This window comes from Novosphingobium piscinae (assembly GCF_014230355.1).
Lineage (GTDB): Bacteria > Pseudomonadota > Alphaproteobacteria > Sphingomonadales > Sphingomonadaceae > Novosphingobium > Novosphingobium piscinae.
Map to the genome: position 1 here is coordinate 67,113 of NZ_JACLAX010000006.1, position 16,413 is coordinate 83,525.

At 69.8% G+C, this 16,413-nt stretch carries 13 protein-coding genes and 1 tRNA gene; 8 read left to right on the forward strand and 6 right to left on the reverse strand.

Going from position 1 to position 16,413, the window contains the following annotated elements:
* Positions 1–19 precede the first annotated feature (19 nt).
* The 3 genes from H7F53_RS07725 to H7F53_RS07740 all read left to right on the forward strand — a co-directional run bounded on the left by H7F53_RS07725 (position 20) and on the right by H7F53_RS07740 (position 5,204).
* The gene (locus H7F53_RS07725; RefSeq protein WP_185678922.1) at positions 20–3,229 is read left to right on the forward strand and encodes an error-prone DNA polymerase; all 3,210 of its coding nucleotides are present in this window, start codon (positions 20–22) and stop codon (positions 3,227–3,229) included.
* Positions 3,230–3,771: 542 nt separating this feature from the next.
* Positions 3,772–4,323: a hypothetical protein gene (locus H7F53_RS07730; RefSeq protein ID WP_185678923.1), complete on the forward strand. Its 552-nt coding sequence runs from the start codon at positions 3,772–3,774 to the stop codon at positions 4,321–4,323.
* A 347-nt stretch (positions 4,324–4,670) separates the two neighbouring features.
* A complete protein-coding gene (locus H7F53_RS07740) occupies positions 4,671–5,204 on the forward strand; it encodes a helix-turn-helix domain-containing protein (protein WP_185678924.1) in 534 nt (177 codons plus the stop codon).
* A gap of 27 nt (positions 5,205–5,231) precedes the next feature.
* On the opposite strand, the gene H7F53_RS07745 is transcribed toward H7F53_RS07740, so the two are convergent.
* From H7F53_RS07745 to H7F53_RS07760, 4 genes are all read right to left on the reverse strand, one after another.
* Positions 5,232–6,707, reverse strand: coding sequence for a phosphomannomutase (locus tag H7F53_RS07745; RefSeq protein ID WP_343061979.1), 1,476 nt, complete (start codon positions 6,705–6,707; stop codon positions 5,232–5,234).
* 178 nt (positions 6,708–6,885) lie between these two features.
* Entirely contained in the window at positions 6,886–7,824 is a 939-nt protein-coding gene (locus H7F53_RS07750) for a UDP-glucuronic acid decarboxylase family protein (RefSeq protein WP_246438735.1), read from the reverse strand.
* Between the two features lie 194 nt (positions 7,825–8,018).
* A tRNA-Leu gene (locus H7F53_RS07755) sits at positions 8,019–8,105 on the reverse strand.
* Between the two features lie 113 nt (positions 8,106–8,218).
* On the reverse strand, positions 8,219–9,028 hold the full coding sequence (locus H7F53_RS07760; RefSeq protein ID WP_343061980.1) for an MJ0042-type zinc finger domain-containing protein: 810 nt from the start codon (positions 9,026–9,028) through the stop codon (positions 8,219–8,221).
* Between the two features lie 192 nt (positions 9,029–9,220).
* On the opposite strand from H7F53_RS07760, the gene ftsE reads away from it, so the two are divergent.
* From ftsE to H7F53_RS07785, 5 genes are read left to right on the forward strand one after another with little or no spacing between them, the layout of a single operon-like run.
* A complete protein-coding gene (gene ftsE / locus H7F53_RS07765) occupies positions 9,221–9,949 on the forward strand; it encodes a cell division ATP-binding protein FtsE (RefSeq protein WP_185678926.1) in 729 nt (242 codons plus the stop codon).
* A gap of 10 nt (positions 9,950–9,959) precedes the next feature.
* The gene (locus H7F53_RS07770; protein ID WP_246438745.1) at positions 9,960–10,967 is read left to right on the forward strand and encodes a cell division protein FtsX; all 1,008 of its coding nucleotides are present in this window, start codon (positions 9,960–9,962) and stop codon (positions 10,965–10,967) included.
* Between the two features lie 7 nt (positions 10,968–10,974).
* Entirely contained in the window at positions 10,975–11,505 is a 531-nt protein-coding gene (locus H7F53_RS07775) for a YdcF family protein (RefSeq protein WP_185678927.1), read from the forward strand.
* A 5-nt stretch (positions 11,506–11,510) separates the two neighbouring features.
* Positions 11,511–12,227 (forward strand): lysophospholipid acyltransferase family protein, encoded by a 717-nt coding sequence (locus H7F53_RS07780; RefSeq protein ID WP_185678928.1) that lies wholly within the window; start codon positions 11,511–11,513, stop codon positions 12,225–12,227.
* Entirely contained in the window at positions 12,224–13,486 is a 1,263-nt protein-coding gene (locus H7F53_RS07785; RefSeq protein ID WP_185678929.1) for a divalent metal cation transporter, read from the forward strand. Before H7F53_RS07780 ends, H7F53_RS07785 begins: the two co-directional genes overlap by 4 nt.
* 220 nt (positions 13,487–13,706) lie before the next feature.
* Here the strand turns inward: H7F53_RS07785 and H7F53_RS07790 are convergent, their stop codons facing one another.
* Entirely contained in the window at positions 13,707–14,621 is a 915-nt protein-coding gene (locus H7F53_RS07790) for a prephenate/arogenate dehydrogenase family protein (RefSeq protein WP_185678930.1), read from the reverse strand.
* Positions 14,621–15,718, reverse strand: coding sequence for a histidinol-phosphate transaminase (gene hisC / locus H7F53_RS07795; protein WP_185678931.1), 1,098 nt, complete (start codon positions 15,716–15,718; stop codon positions 14,621–14,623). Before hisC ends, H7F53_RS07790 begins: the two co-directional genes overlap by 1 nt.
* Between the last annotated feature and the right edge of the window lie 695 nt (positions 15,719–16,413).

Sequence of the window (16,413 nt, forward strand, 5' to 3'; positions counted from 1 at the left end):
CAAGGGAGCGAAGCGGAGCATGATCCCCCCCTTCGCCGAACTCGTCGCGGCGAGCAGCTTCAGCTTCCTGCGCGGCGCCAGCCAGCCGGGCGAGATGGTGGCGCGCGCGGCGCAGCTCGGCATGGCCGGGATCGGGATCGCGGATCGCAATACCGTGGCCGGGGTGGTGCGCGCCCATATCGCGTGGAAGGATCTCGGCCTCAGCGAGCAGGGTTTCCGCCTGCTGGTCGGCGCGCGGCTGGTCTTCGCCGACGGCACCCCCGACGTGGTCGCCTATCCCGCGACGCGCCGCGGTTGGGGCCGGCTCACCCGCCTGCTCACCCTGGGCAACCGCCGGACCGAGAAGGGCGATTGCGAACTCCATCTGCCCGACCTGCTCGACTATGCGGACGACCTGCTGCTCATCGCCATGGATGCCGACGCGGCCGTGCTGACCACCCTGCGCGCGGCCTGCCCTGACCGCGTCTGGCTGGGTGCGACCATGCTGCGCGGCGGGGCCGATGCGCGGCGGCTGGCCAGGCTGCGCGCGCTTGCCGCCGAGGCCGGGGTCCCGCTGCTCGCCACCAACGATGCGCTCTACGACCAGCCCGAGGCGCGGCCGCTACACGATGTCATGACCTGCATCCGCGAGGGCACGACGATCGCCCAGGCCGGGCGCCGCCTGCTTGCCAATGCCGAGCGGCACTTGAAGCCCCCGGCGGAGATGGCGCGACTGTTCAGGGCCTGTCCCGAGGCGCTCGCCGCCAGCGCCGATCTGCTCGCCCGCGTCACCTTCACCCTCGACGAGCTGCGCTACGAATACCCGCACGAGCCGGTGCCCACGGGCTGGACCCCACAGGACTGGCTCGAGCACATGGTGCGCGAGGAGGCCGCGCGGCGCTTTCCCGAAGGCCTTCCCCCGCGCTGGCAGGCGACGATCGACGAGGAGCTGACCCTGATCCGGGCGAAGAGCTACGCCCCCTATTTCCTCACCGTGCACGACATCGTCCGCCATGCCCGCAGCCTCGATCCGCCGATCCTCTGCCAGGGGCGCGGCAGCGCGGCCAATTCGGTGGTTTGCTACCTGCTGGGGATCACCTCGGTCGATCCGGTGGCGAACAAGCTGCTGTTCTCGCGCTTCCTGTCCGAGGAGCGCGACGAGCCGCCCGACATCGACGTCGACTTCGAGCACGAGCGGCGCGAGGAGATCATGCAGTACGTCTATGCCCGCTATGGGCGTGAGCGGGCCGGGATCGTCGCGACGGTGATCCATTACCGCCCGCGCAGCACGATCCGCGAGGTCGGCAAGGCGCTGGGCCTGACCGAGGACGTCACCGCGCGGCTGGCCGGGACGATCTGGGGGCAATGGGGCCGCGATCTGCCCGAGGAGCGGGTCGAGCAGGCCGGGTTCGATCTGGACAACCCCGAGATCGCCCGGCTCAAGGCGCTGGTCGACCAGCTGCTCGACTATCCGCGGCACCTCTCGCAGCACGTCGGCGGCTTCGTCCTGACCGAGGGGCGGCTCGATGAACTGGTGCCGATCCACAATGCCGCCATGGCGGACCGCACCTTCATCGAATGGGACAAGGACGATATCGACGCGCTGGGGTTGATGAAGGTCGACGTGCTCGCGCTGGGCATGCTCACCTGTATCCGCAAGAGCTTCGACCTGCTCCGCGCCGAGGGGCTGGGCGATCACGATCTGCAGCACGTGCCGCTGGAGGACGCCGAAACCTACCGCATGCTCCACCGGGGAGACAGCATCGGCACCTTCCAGGTCGAAAGCCGGGCGCAGATCGCCATGCTGCCGCGGATGAAGCCCCGGGAGCTCTACGATCTGGTGATCCAGGTGGCGATCGTGCGGCCCGGCCCGATCCAGGGCGGCATGGTCCACCCCTACCTGCGCCGCCGCAACGGCGAGGAGGCGGTGGTCTTCCCCAGCCCGGCCCCGCCGCACGACCCCGACGAGCTGCGCGAGGTGCTGGGCAAGACGCTGGGCGTGCCGCTGTTCCAGGAACAGGCGATGAAGCTGGCCATCGTCGCCGCCGGCTTCACCCCGGCCCAGGCCGACGGGCTGCGCCGCGCCATGGCCACCTTCCGCAACCGCGGCACGATCAGCCATTACCAGACCCAGCTGATCGAGGGCATGACCCGCCGCGGCTATGACCGCGACTTCGCCGAGCGCTGTTTCGAGCAGATCAAGGGCTTCGGCGAATACGGCTTTCCCGAAAGCCATGCCCAGGCCTTCGGCTGGCTGGCCTATGTCTCGTCCTGGCTGAAGTGCCGCCATCCGGCGGTGTTCACCTGCGCGCTGCTCAACAGCCAGCCGATGGGTTTCTATGCCCCGGCCCAGCTGGTCCGCGATGCGCGCGAGCACGGGGTGGAGGTGCGCCCGATCGACATCAATGCCAGCACCTGGGACTGCACGCTGGAGCGGCAGGACGATGGCGCGCTGGCGCTGCGGCTGGGCTTTTCGCGGATCGACGGGTTCCGCCAGGCCTGGGCCGAGGCGCTGGTGGCGGCGCGGGCCGGCGGCGTGTTCGCCAGCGTCGAGGATCTTGCCCGCCGCGCCGCCCTGCCGCCCCCGGCGCTGCGCAAGCTGGCCGATGCCGATGCGCTCGGCTCGCTCGGCCATTCGCGCCGCACCGCGCTGTGGGAGGTCCGCCGCACTCCGCCCGACGAACTGCCGCTGTTCGCCTTCGCCGCCGCTGTGGAACTGGGGACCGAGCCCGATCCGGCGCTGCCGCCGATGGCGCCGGTGGAGGAGGTGGTGGCCGATTACCAGACCATCCGCCTGTCGCTGAAGGCGCACCCGCTTGATTTCCTGCGCGTCCGGCTGCGCGGGGAGGGGGTGCTGACCTGCGCCGAGGTCAATGCCGCGCCCGAGGGGCGCCGGGTGCGCGTCGCCGGGGTGGTGCTGACCCGCCAGCGCCCGGGCAAGGGCAATGCCGTGTTCATCACGATCGAGGACGAGAGCGGGATCGTCAACGCGCTGCTCTGGGCGCGCGATCTGGAACCGCAGCGCGCCGCGGTGATGGCCGCGCGGCTGATGCAGATCGAAGGGATGGTGCAGCGCAGCGAGGAGGGCGTGGTCCACCTGATGGCACGCCGGATCACCGACCGTTCCGCGCTGCTCGACCGGCTGGGCGAACCTGACGATGCCGCGCCCGGCCCGGACCCGATCCCCGCCTCGGCCCGCCGCCACCCGCGCGACGTGCGCGTGCTGCCGAAGTCGCGGGACTTTCATTGAGGGTAGGGGCCTCGCCCGGCGAGCCTTGCGCAGGCATGATCTGCGTGGATTTCCCAGCGAGGTGGATAGATTCCGGCCAAAAGGGGTAAGCCGCCGCCGCGAGACCTAGTGGGACCTGATCGGTTATCCTGCTTTGTCCTGCAGTCGGCGATTGAGGCTTGATATCCCAGCCGTTCGTTCGGCCGCACCCGGAACCCGACGAACGGCGTTCCAAAAGGACAAGTTCAGAAGCCCCAGGTTGCACACTTCCGATCACGGATGCGGAGCACGGCGATGACAGGGAGAAGGTTCTGGCCGCTTCCCCGGGAAGACTCCCCAGCCATTTCCGTGCTCTTGTCGGACCGCAGAAAATTCATCGGCCTTGCCCGGCGCGGAGGGCGGGCAAAGCGCTACTGGGCCCTCCAGCAAGCCACTATCGCGACCTGCGGGATGGTGGCCGCGATCGAGCTGGATGCCCGCTTCATCCGTCGCAAGGTGGGCAGTCAGTACGATGGCGCGATTGACCAAGCCATGGCTTACGCCCTTAGCATGGAAAGACCATCATGGTTTGGCAGATTGTTCCGCTCAAGGGCTCGGAAGAATTTCGATTCGGCATGAGCCGTGATCAGGTTCGTTCCAAAATGCCTAGATCCTACGAGCAGGTGGATGAGGACATAGATGGAACGTCATTCGACCAGTACTTCGAGCTGGGTGTGACATTTCACTACAACTCAGGGCTCTGTCTGGACGGTATCGAGCTGTACAGGCCTGAAAGTGCGATATTCCATGGTATCGACCTGCTGAGTTTGGCTCGCGGCGAGGCCAATGCCCTGCTGACCAAGCTCGACCCCGAGACCCGGATCGTTTACGATGACGCAACGGCCTATGGCCTGTCGCTTGCGGCGATTGCCGAAGATCCGGACGACATCGGTGACGATGCACCGGTTGGAACCGTCGCATTCGGGGTATCCGGATTTTTCGGGGATCCGGATCAGGATTTCTCGACCATGGATGTGTGGGAACTGGCAGACGGACTCGGTGTGGTGGCGCAGGAGTTCGTCCGGGAGTACTTTGGCGAGAGGCCTGATCGCGAGGTCGATCCACAGCCCAGGTAGTCCTGCGCCAAGGTCAATTCATACCGCCGCGGTCGGCCGCCGTGACCACCGCCCGACGATGACATGCGCAAGACCACCGACGCGCAGCGACGGGGCTTTCACAAGGCGGTCAAGGCCGGGGTCAGGCTGGCCTTTGGCACCGACGCGGGGATCTTCCCGCACGGGCTCAACGCGCGCCAGTTCCCGTACATGGTGCGCCGGACCGGTCGCCCACGTGATGCGGGGTGGTGGCGAAGTCGGTCAGCCTTTGTCAGGGCCGGGCGCGTCGCGGCTGGGCCGTGTCGTGAAGATGTCGTGTTCGGCATGCGCCGAGAGCTTTATGACGGGGCGCAATCCAGGAGGTTCTCGTGCACATCAGTTCCCTGAAACTCGTCGATACCCGTCTCGCCCGGGCGATGTCGCAGGAAGAGTTGGCCATGGCTTGCGCTCTCAGTGCGCGGACGATCCAGCGCATCGAGGCAGGACATTCGGCCTCGCTGGAAAGCACCAAGGCGCTGCTTGCCGTGCTTGGCGTGGATATCCTCGACGATCCCGCTCCGACCGACCCGCAGTATCCGCTATTGCCATGGCGCCTGGTCGGCCGCCAGATCGCGGGACGTCTCCGGCTAGGCGCAAGTCTGGGGTTCGATGGGCTGCGGCTGGTCTGTGCCGCCGTGCTGCTGGTCGTGGCCGCGGCCAAGCTGGTGGTGCCGGGACAGGCCGGCTGGTTTGTCGCTCCGGGCCGCCAGGTGGTGGGTCTGGTCGCCAGCCCTCCGCCCGGCGCGCGCGAGGTATTGGGCTACGGCTTGGTTCCGGTGATGCTCGCCGCGGCCATGCTGATGCTGCTCAGCATGGCCCGCGTCCGGGCGGTTGTCCGCGATCACACCGCGCGTCGGCGCTGAGCTGGGGAGCATCGGGCACGGGCGCGGTCACACCGTCGCGGCGACCAGATCCAGCGCCGCTCCGTTGAGCGCCTGCGCCGTCGCCTGGTCCTCGGCCTCGGTGTAGCAGCGCAGCTCCGGCGCATTGCCCGATCCGCGCAAGTGGATGATCCGCTGATTGGCGAAGGTCATCCGCACCCCGTCGGTCAGGTCGAGCCCGGTGAGCGGCGCACCGGCCGCCGGGGCGAAGGCGCGGTCGAGGCGATCCCGCCGGGCGGCTGCGTCGGCCGGCAGCAGCCAGGCCATCAGCGCGTCGCGGCGTTCGGGGGCGAAGGCCTCGAGCCGGTTGCTGAAGGTTACGCGCGGCGGCAGGGCGTCGAGCAGATCGCGCAGCCGCCCCGATCCGGCCGCAACCAGCGCGGCGACGATCGGCAGCACCGCGTCGCGCGTCGGCAATGCCCCCAGCCGGCGGCCATCGCGATCGAGCGGGGAGGCGAGCAGGAATCCGCCATTGGCTTCATAGCCGCCGACGTGTCCTTCGCCCGCGGCCAGCGCGGCATCCATCGCCGCGATCACGAAGGGCGAGCCGATCCGCGTCCGATGGACCCGCGCGAAGGCCCCGGACTGTTCGACCAGCGTGTTGCTGCTGACCGGGGTGACGACACTGGCGATCCCCAACGCCCGCGCGCACAGCACGCCCAGCACGTCGCCGCGCAGCCATTCGCCGGTGTGGTCGGCCAGCAACGGCCGGTCGCTGTCGCCATCGGTCGAGGCGATCGCATCGAACCCGTATTTGGCTGCCCATACCCGCGCGAGCGCGATGTCCTCGTCCCGCACGGCTTCGGTATCGACCGGGATGAAGCGGTCTGACCGCCCGAGCGGGACCGCCTCGGCGCCCAGCGCGGTCAGGATGGCAACCAGGAGATCGCGCCCCACCGCCGAATGCTGGTAGACCCCGATACGGCGCCCGGCGAGCGCGGCAGGCCCGAAAAAGTCACGATAGCGGGCGATGTAGCCGGGGGCGATGTCGATCGTGTCGGGCAGTGGCAGCGGGGCGTCGAGCATGCCGTCGGAGGTCCACCGCTGCCGGTCGAAGACGATCTCCTGGCGGGTGATTCCGGGCTCGTCGGCCTTGAGGATCTCGCCCCGCGGGCGGTAGAACTTGATGCCGTTGCGATCGTCCGGAATGTGGCTGCCGGTGACCATCAGCGAAGGCATGCCCTGGGCGAAGGCCCAGTCGGCCAGGGCGGGGGTGGGAACAAAACCACAGAACACCGGCTCACCGCCCAGGTCGCGCACGGCCTGGGCGCAGGCGGTCAGGATCCGCGGGGTGCTCGGCCGCAGATCACCTGCCAGCGCCACCCGGTGTCCTTGCCCCCAGGCTCCCTCCTTGGCCAGGAACTGCAGAAACCCGGCGGTATAGGCATAGCACACCCGGTCGGTCATCGCGCTGACCAGCCCCCGCGCACCGCTGGTGCCGAAGGCCACGCCCGTTCGCTGCATGATGTCGGAAACGGTGCTCAAGTCCGGTCCTTCGTTAGTGATGCCGTCCTAACTCGCTCGTTGCACGGCTCCGATGAAGACCACTGCTTGCCAATGGTTCCAATGGCCCTCGGATCAACAAAACAAGGCTGCCGTCTCGCGAACGAGCTCCCTGCGCCGACCTCTGCTGTCTGTCGGAGCAGGCTGCGTGCAGGCCACGTTACCCGTTCACTACCGTCCGAAAATAGGCGATCGTTTCCTTGAGGCCATCGGCCAGTGCCACCTTGGGTTCCCAGCCGAGCGCCGACTTGGCGAGGCTGTTGTCGGGGCGGCGCTGCTTGGGATCGTCCTGCGGCAGCGGCTCGAAACGGATGCGCGAGGACGAGCCGGTGAGGCTGAGGACCGTCTCGGCCAGCTCGAGCATGGTGAATTCGCCCGGATTGCCGATGTTCACCGGCCCGACGAACTCGGCCGGCGAATCCATCAGCCGCATCATCCCGTCGATCAGGTCATCGACATAGCAGAAGCTGCGCGTCTGAAGGCCATCGCCATAGACGGTGATGTCCTGCCCGAGCAGCGCCTGGACGATGAAGTTCGACACCACCCGGCCGTCCTTCGGATGCATCCGCGGGCCATAGGTGTTGAAGATCCGCATCACCTTGATCTCCAGCTTGTGCTGGCGATGATAGTCGAAGAACAGCGTCTCGGCGCACCGCTTGCCCTCGTCGTAGCAGCTGCGAATACCGATCGGGTTGACGTTGCCCCAGTAGCTCTCGGGCTGGGGATGGACGGCAGGGTCGCCATAGACCTCGCTGGTCGAGGCCTGGAGGATCCGTGCCTTCACCCGCTTGGCGAGACCGAGCATGTTGATCGCGCCGTGCACGCTTGTCTTGGTCGTCTGCACCGGGTCGGTCTGGTAGTGCACGGGGCTGGCCGGACAGGCGAGATTGTAGATCCGGTCGATCTCGAGATAGATCGGCATGGTCACGTCATGGCGGACCAGCTCGAAGGTCGGGACCGCCAGCAGATGGTGGATGTTGCGGCGCTGGCCGGTGTAGAAATTGTCGAGACAGAGCACCTCGTTGCCGCGCTCAATCAAGCGGTCACACAGGTGCGAACCAAGAAAACCCGCACCGCCCGTAACCAGGATCCGGTCCATCGAATACATGTTTGCCCCAGTTCACCTGATCGTCGAGCCGCGCCAGCCACAGGCTCCCGCCGCCTTCCAAAGCCGAGGCCTTACCCTTAGTCAAGAACTTGACCTGTTTGGCGTCGGCCGGTGTCACGGTCGTCCCGATAGGACACGGTCGCGGCTGCGCCCGAAGGCGATGATCTGTCCCGATGTCAGATATCTGGTGCGGTCGAGAAGACTCGAACTTCCACGGGCTTTCGCCCACAACGACCTCAACGTTGCGCGTCTACCAATTCCGCCACGACCGCTAAATCGACAGGGCGCCGCTCCATTCGGAGCCTGCCCCGCGGGGTAGGAGCGCGCCCCTAGCAAACCACCGGGGGGGGTGCAAGCGCGGATATGCGGTTTTGGCTAGGCGCGGTCAGCCTGGCATCCAGCCGTACTCGACCGCGTCGGCGGTGCGCGGCACGTCGGTCCGGGCCTCGTTGATGGTCACGCTCTCACCCGGGGCGAGCTGCCGCTTGGGCGGAGCGACATCGAACTGGTAGACGATGCGGTTCTGCTTGTCGCGCAGCACGATCCGGATGGTGGGGACGGTCCGGCGCTGGGTGCCGACATTTGTCACCTTGCCGCTGATCCCGAAGAATTCGGTGCCGTTGGGCAGGGTGCGCCGGTCCATCCGGTTGTGCGGGAAATCGAGCGCGAGATCGGGCTGCGGCCCGGCGAAGGTCTGCCGCGCCAGCGGTGCCCAGTCCGGCAGGCCGTACCAGGCGACCGCGCCGATCGCCGTCAAGGCGATCACCGCGAAGGCGGCCGCGCCCAGCGTGTAGAGCTTGAGCGGGTTGCGGCGCGGCCGGAACGGCGGCTCATGCGCGAAGGTTGAGCCGCTGTAGGCGCTTTCGTCGTCGTCGTAGAATGGCGCGGCGACCGGTTCGCGCGGGGCCGCAGCCGTGACCGGCGGAGGATCGATCGGCGCAGCGGCAGGCGGCGGAGCGGGCTCCGCCGCGCGCGGCGCCGCTGGCGGCGGCATGGGAGAATCATCGGCCACGACTGCCGGCGCGGGGGGCACGGGGGCCGGCGCGGCAGGCAGCTCGATGTCCGGGCCCGACTGGAACCAGCTGTGCCGGCACTTCGCGCAACGGACTGTGCGTCCATCGATCCCGATGGCGCTGTCGGGCACAACATAGCGGGTCGCGCAGGCAGGGCAGGCGATGATCATTGCGGGTGTCATGCCCTGCCCCGGCGGGTCGAACAAGGCCGGGGGGCGCAGGCTGTGCGCGCGCGCCCCTTTTTTCCACATCGATTGATGGTTATAGCCCGCGCAAGAGGGAACGGGCCGGCGGCGCGAAGCAGCTGCGGGCAGGGCCCAGGGGGATCGGACCGGTCGTGACAAGAATGACGCCTGCATGACGGTTTCACGGCCATGAGTTCCGCCCCGGTGGGCGAGATCGTCCAGTTCGATAACGTCGGTCTGCGCTACGAGAGCAGTCGCGAGGTGCTCACCGACATCTCCTTCACGCTGTTTCCCGGCAGCTTCTATTTCCTCACCGGGGCGAGCGGCGCGGGCAAGACCTCGCTGCTGCGCCTGCTCTATCTCGCGCAGCGCCCGTCGCGCGGGGTAGTGCGGATGTTCGGCACCGACACGATCACGCTCCCGCGGGACCGGCTGCCCCTGCTGCGCCGCCGCCTGGGCGTGGTGTTCCAGGATTTCCGCCTCGTCTCGCACCTCTCCGCCTTCGACAACGTCGCGCTGCCGCTGCGGGTGGCCGGGGTGGCCGAGAGCGAGCTGGTCCAGCCGGTGCGCGACATGCTCGAATGGGTCGGTCTGGCCGACCGCATGGCGGCGCGCCCGGCGACGCTGTCCGGCGGCGAGCAGCAGCGGGTCGCGATCGCCCGGGCGGTGATCGGTCGGCCGCAGCTGCTGGTCGCCGACGAGCCGACCGGCAACGTCGATCCGGACATGGCGCTCAAGCTGCTGCGCCTGTTCGAGGCGATGAACCGGCTCGGTACCACCGTGGTGGTGGCGACCCATGATGCCCACCTGCTGCGGCAGGTGCCCGACAGCCTGATCATGCGGCTCGATCGCGGGCGGCTGTCCGATCCCACCGGCGCGCTGCGCTATCCGCCGCGCCGCGCGGCCGGCCCGGTGTGAGAGGCGGACGATGAGCGAACCCGATCCCAACGGTCTCGGCCGCCTGAGCGAGCAGCCGGCCGTGTCCGATGCGCTCCCGGACGATCCGTCCGGCGTGTCCGGCACCCAGACCGCCCGGCGCGCGCGGCGGGCCGAGATCGTTCCGCAGGACCGCCTGCAGGGGCCGATCCCCTGGGTCATCGCGATCATGGTCGGCCTGATGGTGATCGCTGCCGCCGGGGCCCTGGCGCTGCGCAACACCGGACAGACGGCGGCCTCCGACCTGGCCGGGGGCATCACCGTCCAGATTGTCGAGGCCCGGCCCGAGGTGCGGGCACGCCTGGCCGCGCGCGCGGCCGAGGTGCTGCGGCGCCAGCCGGGGGTGAGCGAGGTGGCGATCGTCCCGCCGGGCGAGCTGGCCGCGCTGGTCGAACCCTGGCTCGGCCGGGTCGATGGTGCCCCGGACGATCCCGCCGGAGCCGACAGCGGCTTGCCGGTCCCCGCGTTGATCGACGCCCGGCTGGCCGGACCGGCCGATCCGGCGCGGCTCGCGGCACTGGGCGCAGCCCTGCGCGCCGAGGTTCCGGCAGCGCGGGTCGATGCCCAGTCGACCTGGCTGACCCCGGTGTTCGGGGCGATCGAATCCCTGACCTGGTTGGCCCTCGCGCTGATCGTGCTGCTTGGCCTCGCCACCGGGGCGGCGGTGCTGCTGGCGGCCCGCACCGCGCTGGGCAACAACCGGGCGACGATCGAGATCGTCCACCTGCTCGGCGGGACCGATGCGCAGATCGCCGGGATCTTCCAGCGCGCCACCGCGCTCGACGCGGCCGGCGGCAGCCTTGCCGGCTTTGCCGCGGCCTGGATCGTGGTGAGCCTGCTGGGCCGCACCTTCGCCGCGCTGCAGGCCGGACTGGTCACGGGCGGGGCACTCGGCTGGGGCGACTGGGCGCTGCTCGGGCTGATTCCGCTGGCGGCCGTGGCGCTGGCCACGCTCACCGCCCGCTGGACGGTGATGCGCGCGCTCAAGGGCATGCTATAGGCTGGACATGATCCGCCGCCTTGTCTCCTCGCTGGCCCTGGTCTGGGTGCTGGGCTTCCTGTGGTTCGCCATCTGGTTGCCGCAGCCGGTCGGCGACGTGCGGACCGACGGGGTGGTGGCGCTGACCGGGGCGGGCGGACGGATCGAGCGCGGGATCGCCGTGCTCGATCGGCACCTGGCGCCGCGGCTGCTGGTCTCGGGGGTCGACCGCGAGGTGCGCCCGCGCGAGTTCGCCGCCGAGTACGGGATCGACCCGGAGCTGCTGCGCTGCTGCATCACCCTCGGCTACGAATCGGTCGACACCCGCAGCAACGCCCGCGAGGCGGCCCGCTGGATCGCCCGCTACCGGATCCGCTCGGTGCGGCTGGTGACCAGCGACTGGCACATGCGCCGCGCCGCCTTCGATCTGGCCCAGGTGGCCCCGGCCGGGGTGACCGTGGTCGAGGATGCGGTGCGGACCCGGCCGAGTTTCTATGCCCTGTTCCTCGAATACCACAAGCTGCTCGCCCGCATGCTGCAGCGCGCCTGGGGTGACTGACCGCCATGACTGAACCCCGTGCCACCCCCGCCGAGGTGCTGCGCTCGATCCTGTTCTACGCCCTGTTCTATGGCGGCAGCGTGGTGCTGGCGCTGATCGTGACCATGCGCCTGCTGTTGCCCGGGCGCGGTTTCATCCGGACCGTGCACAGCTGGACCCGTTGGCACCGCTGGTGCGTCAACCACGTGCTGGGCATCGCGGTGCGGATCGAGGGGGCGGTGCCGAGCGGCCCGGTGCTGGTGGCGCTCAAGCACGAGAGCTACTTCGAGGCGCTCGACCTGCCGGTGCTGCTCGACTACCCGGCGGTCTTCGCCAAGCGCGAGCTGCTCGACGTGCCGGGCTGGGGCCGCGCCGGGCGCGAATACGGGCTGATCGGGGTCGAGCGCGACCAGGGCGCCAAGGCACTGCGGGCGATGATCGCGGCCGCGCGCCAGCGCACCGCCGAAGGACGCGTGCTGGCGATCTTCCCCGAGGGTACCCGCGTGGCGCATGGCACCCGGCCGCCGCTGCAGGCCGGCTTCGCCGGGATCTACAAGCTGCTCGCGCTGCCGGTCGTGCCCGCTGCCGTGAACAGCGGAGCCACCTACAAGCGGCGCTGGAAGACGCCCGGGACGATCACCTACCGCTTTGGCGAGACGATCCAGCCCGGGCTCCCGCGCGAGGAGATCGAGGCACGGGTCCATGCCGCGATCAATGCCCTGAACCCGCCGGCCGCGGTGTGACCGCCCCGCGCGAGCCGCGCCGGCCGTGGTACGCCGTGCTCGGCCCGGGGCTGGTGACCGGTGCGGCCGACGATGACCCGAGCGGGGTCGGCACCTACAGCCAGGTCGGCGCGCAGTTCGGCTATGGCCTGGCCTGGACGCTGTTCTTCGGCTTCCCGCTGCTGGCCTCGATCCAGGCGGTCTGCGCCCAGATCGGCGCGGTGACCGGCAAGGGCATCGCGCAGAACCTGCGCCAGCACTATCCCCCGGCGCTGCTGCGCGCGGTGGTCGGGCTGCTGCTGATCGCCAATGTCATCAACATCGGCGCCGATCTCGGGGCCATGGCCGCATCGCTGGCCCTGCTGCTGCCAGGCCCGGCCATGGCCTATGTCGCGGGCTTCGGGCTGCTGTCGGTCGCCCTCGAGATCCGGCTCAGCTACGCGCGCTACGCCGGGGTGCTCAAGTGGGCGACGCTGTCGCTGTTCGCCTATGTCGCCGTGGTCTTCGTCGCCGACGTGCCGATCACCGAGGCGCTGCGCGGCACGCTGGTCCCCGCGTTCCACTTCGGCCAGGCCGAGGCGATGGCGCTGGTGGCGATCTTCGGCACCACGATCAGTCCCTACCTGTTCTTCTGGCAGGCCGGGCAGGAGGTGGAGGAACAGCACCGCCGCCACGTCAAGCCGCTGATGGTCAGTCCGCGCCGGACCGCCGGGACCGAGCTGGCCCGGATCCGCACCGACACGCTGGTCGGCATGGGCTTCTCGCACCTGGTCGCGCTGTTCATCGTGGTCGCGACGGCGGCCACGCTCCACGCCCATGGCATCACCCGGATCGACAGCGCCGCCCAGGCTGCCGGGGCGCTGCGGCCGATCGCGGGCGATCTGGCCTTCGCGCTGTTTGCCGTGGGGATCATCGGCACCGGGCTGCTCGCCGTCCCGGTCCTGGCCGGCTCGGCCGCCTATGCGGTGAGCGAGGCCTTCGGCTGGGTCGAGGGGCTCGACCGCCGCCCGCGCGAGGCCAAGGCGTTCTATGCGGTGATCGCGCTGGCCACGCTGGGCGGCATCGCGCTCAACCTGCTGGCGATCGATCCGATGCAGGCGCTGTACTGGAGCGCGGTGGTCAATGGCCTGCTCGCCCCGCCGCTGATGGTGGTGACCATGCTGATCGCCCGCAATCCCAGGGTGATGCACCGCCTGACAATCACGCCGGGGCTGGCCTTTGGCGGCTGGCTCTCGACCGCGGTGATGGGCGTGGTGGCGCTGGTTTTCCTGCTGAGCTGAGCAGGGCAGGGCAGGGTAGGGCGCGGAGCGGACCCGGAACTTCGCGAAGGTCACACACAGACAGACGACGAAGAAGTTCGCCGCGTCTGCCGCCGGAACCACGATGGAAAAGAGCCGCCGCAAGGATGGCATGCGCGGCCGATGTAGGACAGCAGAGCCGGGATGGCGGCGGCGCACCGCGCCCGGTGGCCCGGGCCCGCGCCGCCCGGCGCGGGGCGCGTCAGGCTTCGGCCTGTTCGCCGCGGCCGAAGTTGGGGCGGGCATCGTCCTGCCCCTCGGCGATGATCGAGCGGCGGATCGCGCGGGTGCGGGTGAAGTGCTCGAACAGCGTTTCGCCGTCGCCCTTGCGGATCGCCTTCTGCAGCTCGGTCAGGTCCTCGGTGAAGCGCTGCAGCATGTCGAGCACGGCATCGCGGTTGCTGAGGAACACGTCGCGCCACATCGTCGGATCGGACGCGGCGATGCGGGTGAAGTCGCGGAAGCCGCCGGCCGAATACTTGATCACCTCGCTGCGCGTCACCGCCTCGAGGTCCGAGGCGGTGCCGACGATGGTATAGGCGATCAGGTGCGGCAGGTGGCTGGTCACGGCCAGCACCAGATCGTGGTGCTCGGCCGTCATCACCTCGACATTGGCGCCCAGCGCCTCCCAGAACTGGCTCAGCGCGGTGAGCTGCGCCAGACTCGCGTCGGCCGGCGGGGTGATGATGCACCAGCGCTGGCGGAACAGGCTGGCGAAGCCGGCGTCCGGCCCGGAGTTCTCGGTCCCGGCCACGGGATGGGCGGGGATGATCGCCGCGCCGGGCAGGGCCTCGGCCAGCGCGCGGGCAACGGTGAGCTTGGATGAGCCGACGTCGCTGACCAGCGCCCCGGGGGCGAGCGCCCCGGCCACGCTGGCCGCGGCCGCAGCCATCGCGCCGACCGGCACGCAGAAGATCACCAGATCGGCCCCGGCCACTGCCGCCGCGGCGGTCTCGGCCACGCTGCCGACCAGGCCGCGGTCGCGGGCGCGCGCACGGCTGGCCGGATCGAGGTCGAACCCGCTGGTCTGCGTGCCGGGCAGGGCCTGCTGCACGGCCAGCCCGATCGACCCGCCCAGCAGCCCCAGGCCGATGATCGCGACGTGGCGGAAGGGCATCAGGCGGTTCCCGTCAGGCGGCGCAGCACGGCGGTGATCGCGTCCATCTGCGCGGCGGTGCCGATGGTGATGCGCAGCGCCTGCGGCAGGCCCTGATTGGGCAGCCAGCGGACGATATAGCCGGCCTCGGCCAGCGCGGAGTAGGCCGTTTCGGCCGAGAGCGTGCCTTCGAACAGGATCAGCACGAAGTTGGCCTGGCTGGGCAGGGGACGCAGCCCGTGGTTGCCCAGCGCGGCCAGTGCCTCGACGAAGCGCGCCCGCTCGGCGGCGTTGTGCTCGCGCGCATGGGTGACGAAGGCCTGGTCGGCCACGGCCGCCAGCGCCATCGCCTGCCCGCTGTTCGAGACGTTGAACGGCCCGCGGATGCGGTTGAGCGTATCGACCAGCCCGGGCGCGCCGGTGCCCCAGCCGACCCGCTCGCCGGCCAGGCCGTAGATCTTGGAGAAGGTGCGGGTGACCAGCACGTTGTCGTGCGCGGCGGCCAGCGCGAGGGCGCCATCGTCGTCCTCGGGCGCGAGGTATTCGGCATAGGCCTGGTCGATCACCAGCAGCACGTCGCCGGGCAGCGCGGCGTGGAGCCGGGCGATCTCGCCGCGCGGCAGGAAGCTTCCGGTCGGGTTGTTCGGATTGGCGACGAAGACCACCCGCGTGCGCGGGGTGACGCAGGCCAGCAGGGCGTCGACATCGGTGCCGAAATCGGCATCGGGGGCCACCACCGGGGTGGCGCCGCAGCGCCGGGCGGCGATGTCGTAGACCGAGAAGCCGTAGCGCACGTAGACGATCTCGTCGCCCGGGCCGGCATAGCCCTGGGCGGCGATGTGCAGGATCTCGTCCGAGCCGGTGCCCATCACGATCCGCGCCGGATCGATCCCGTGCAGCGCCCCCAGCGCGGCGCGCAGCGCCTTGCTGTCAGGATCGGGATAGGTCGCCGGGGCCACCGCCTCGGCCCGCGCGGCCAGGGCGAGCGGGCTGGTGCCCAGCGGGTTCTCGTTGGCGGACAGCTTGATCAGCGGCCGCCCGTCGGCCCCGGTGGACTTGCCGGGAACATAGGCGTGGATGGCGCTGATCCAGCTCTTGGGCACGGGCGCGGTGGTCATGGTGGCGCGCTTTAGGGGGCATCGCGGGCGGGGGCAACAGCGACGAAGGGCGCGGTCGCGGCCCAAGTCGGTCATCCTGATCCTCCCCCAACGGGGGAGGGGGAGCATCCGCAGGATGGTGGAGGGGACCCTCCTCCGGGCGAGGCCCTTGGTCCAGGCGGGGTGCCCCTCCACCACCTGCCCGCAGGGCAGTTCATCCTGAGCGGCCGGCCTGCCGGCCAGCCGAAGGGGTGGTCCCCCTCCCCGTGCCGGGGAGGCAAGCAACATCCGCTCCCCACGCGACCCAGACATCACGCATCCCTCCTCCATCGTCGCCCCGGGCTTGAGCCGGGGCAGGGCTTGCGCGGCAATGGCCGGGGAAGAACAGCCCTGTCCCGGGTCCCTGACCTCCGCCAGGGCAGGCAAGCCCGGGACGACGGGGATAGAGGCGAAGGTGGACTCTAGGTTTGCTCGCCTGGGGCTGCAGGGCAGGACACGCCCAGCTTCGGGCGCGAGAAAAGAAGGTTCGAAGCAGTCAAAGCCCGCTCAGGCTGAGCCTGTCGAAGCCCACGCACGGCGGTTGAGCTGGGTGTTAGCAGCGGTTCTGCCCGGAGGAACGGTCGCAGGAGCGTGGGGCCGAGGGCGGCGCGTGGGCTTCGACAGGCTCAGCCTGAGCGGGGTTGGGGATATCCGACTTTGATATTGGTGACCCCATT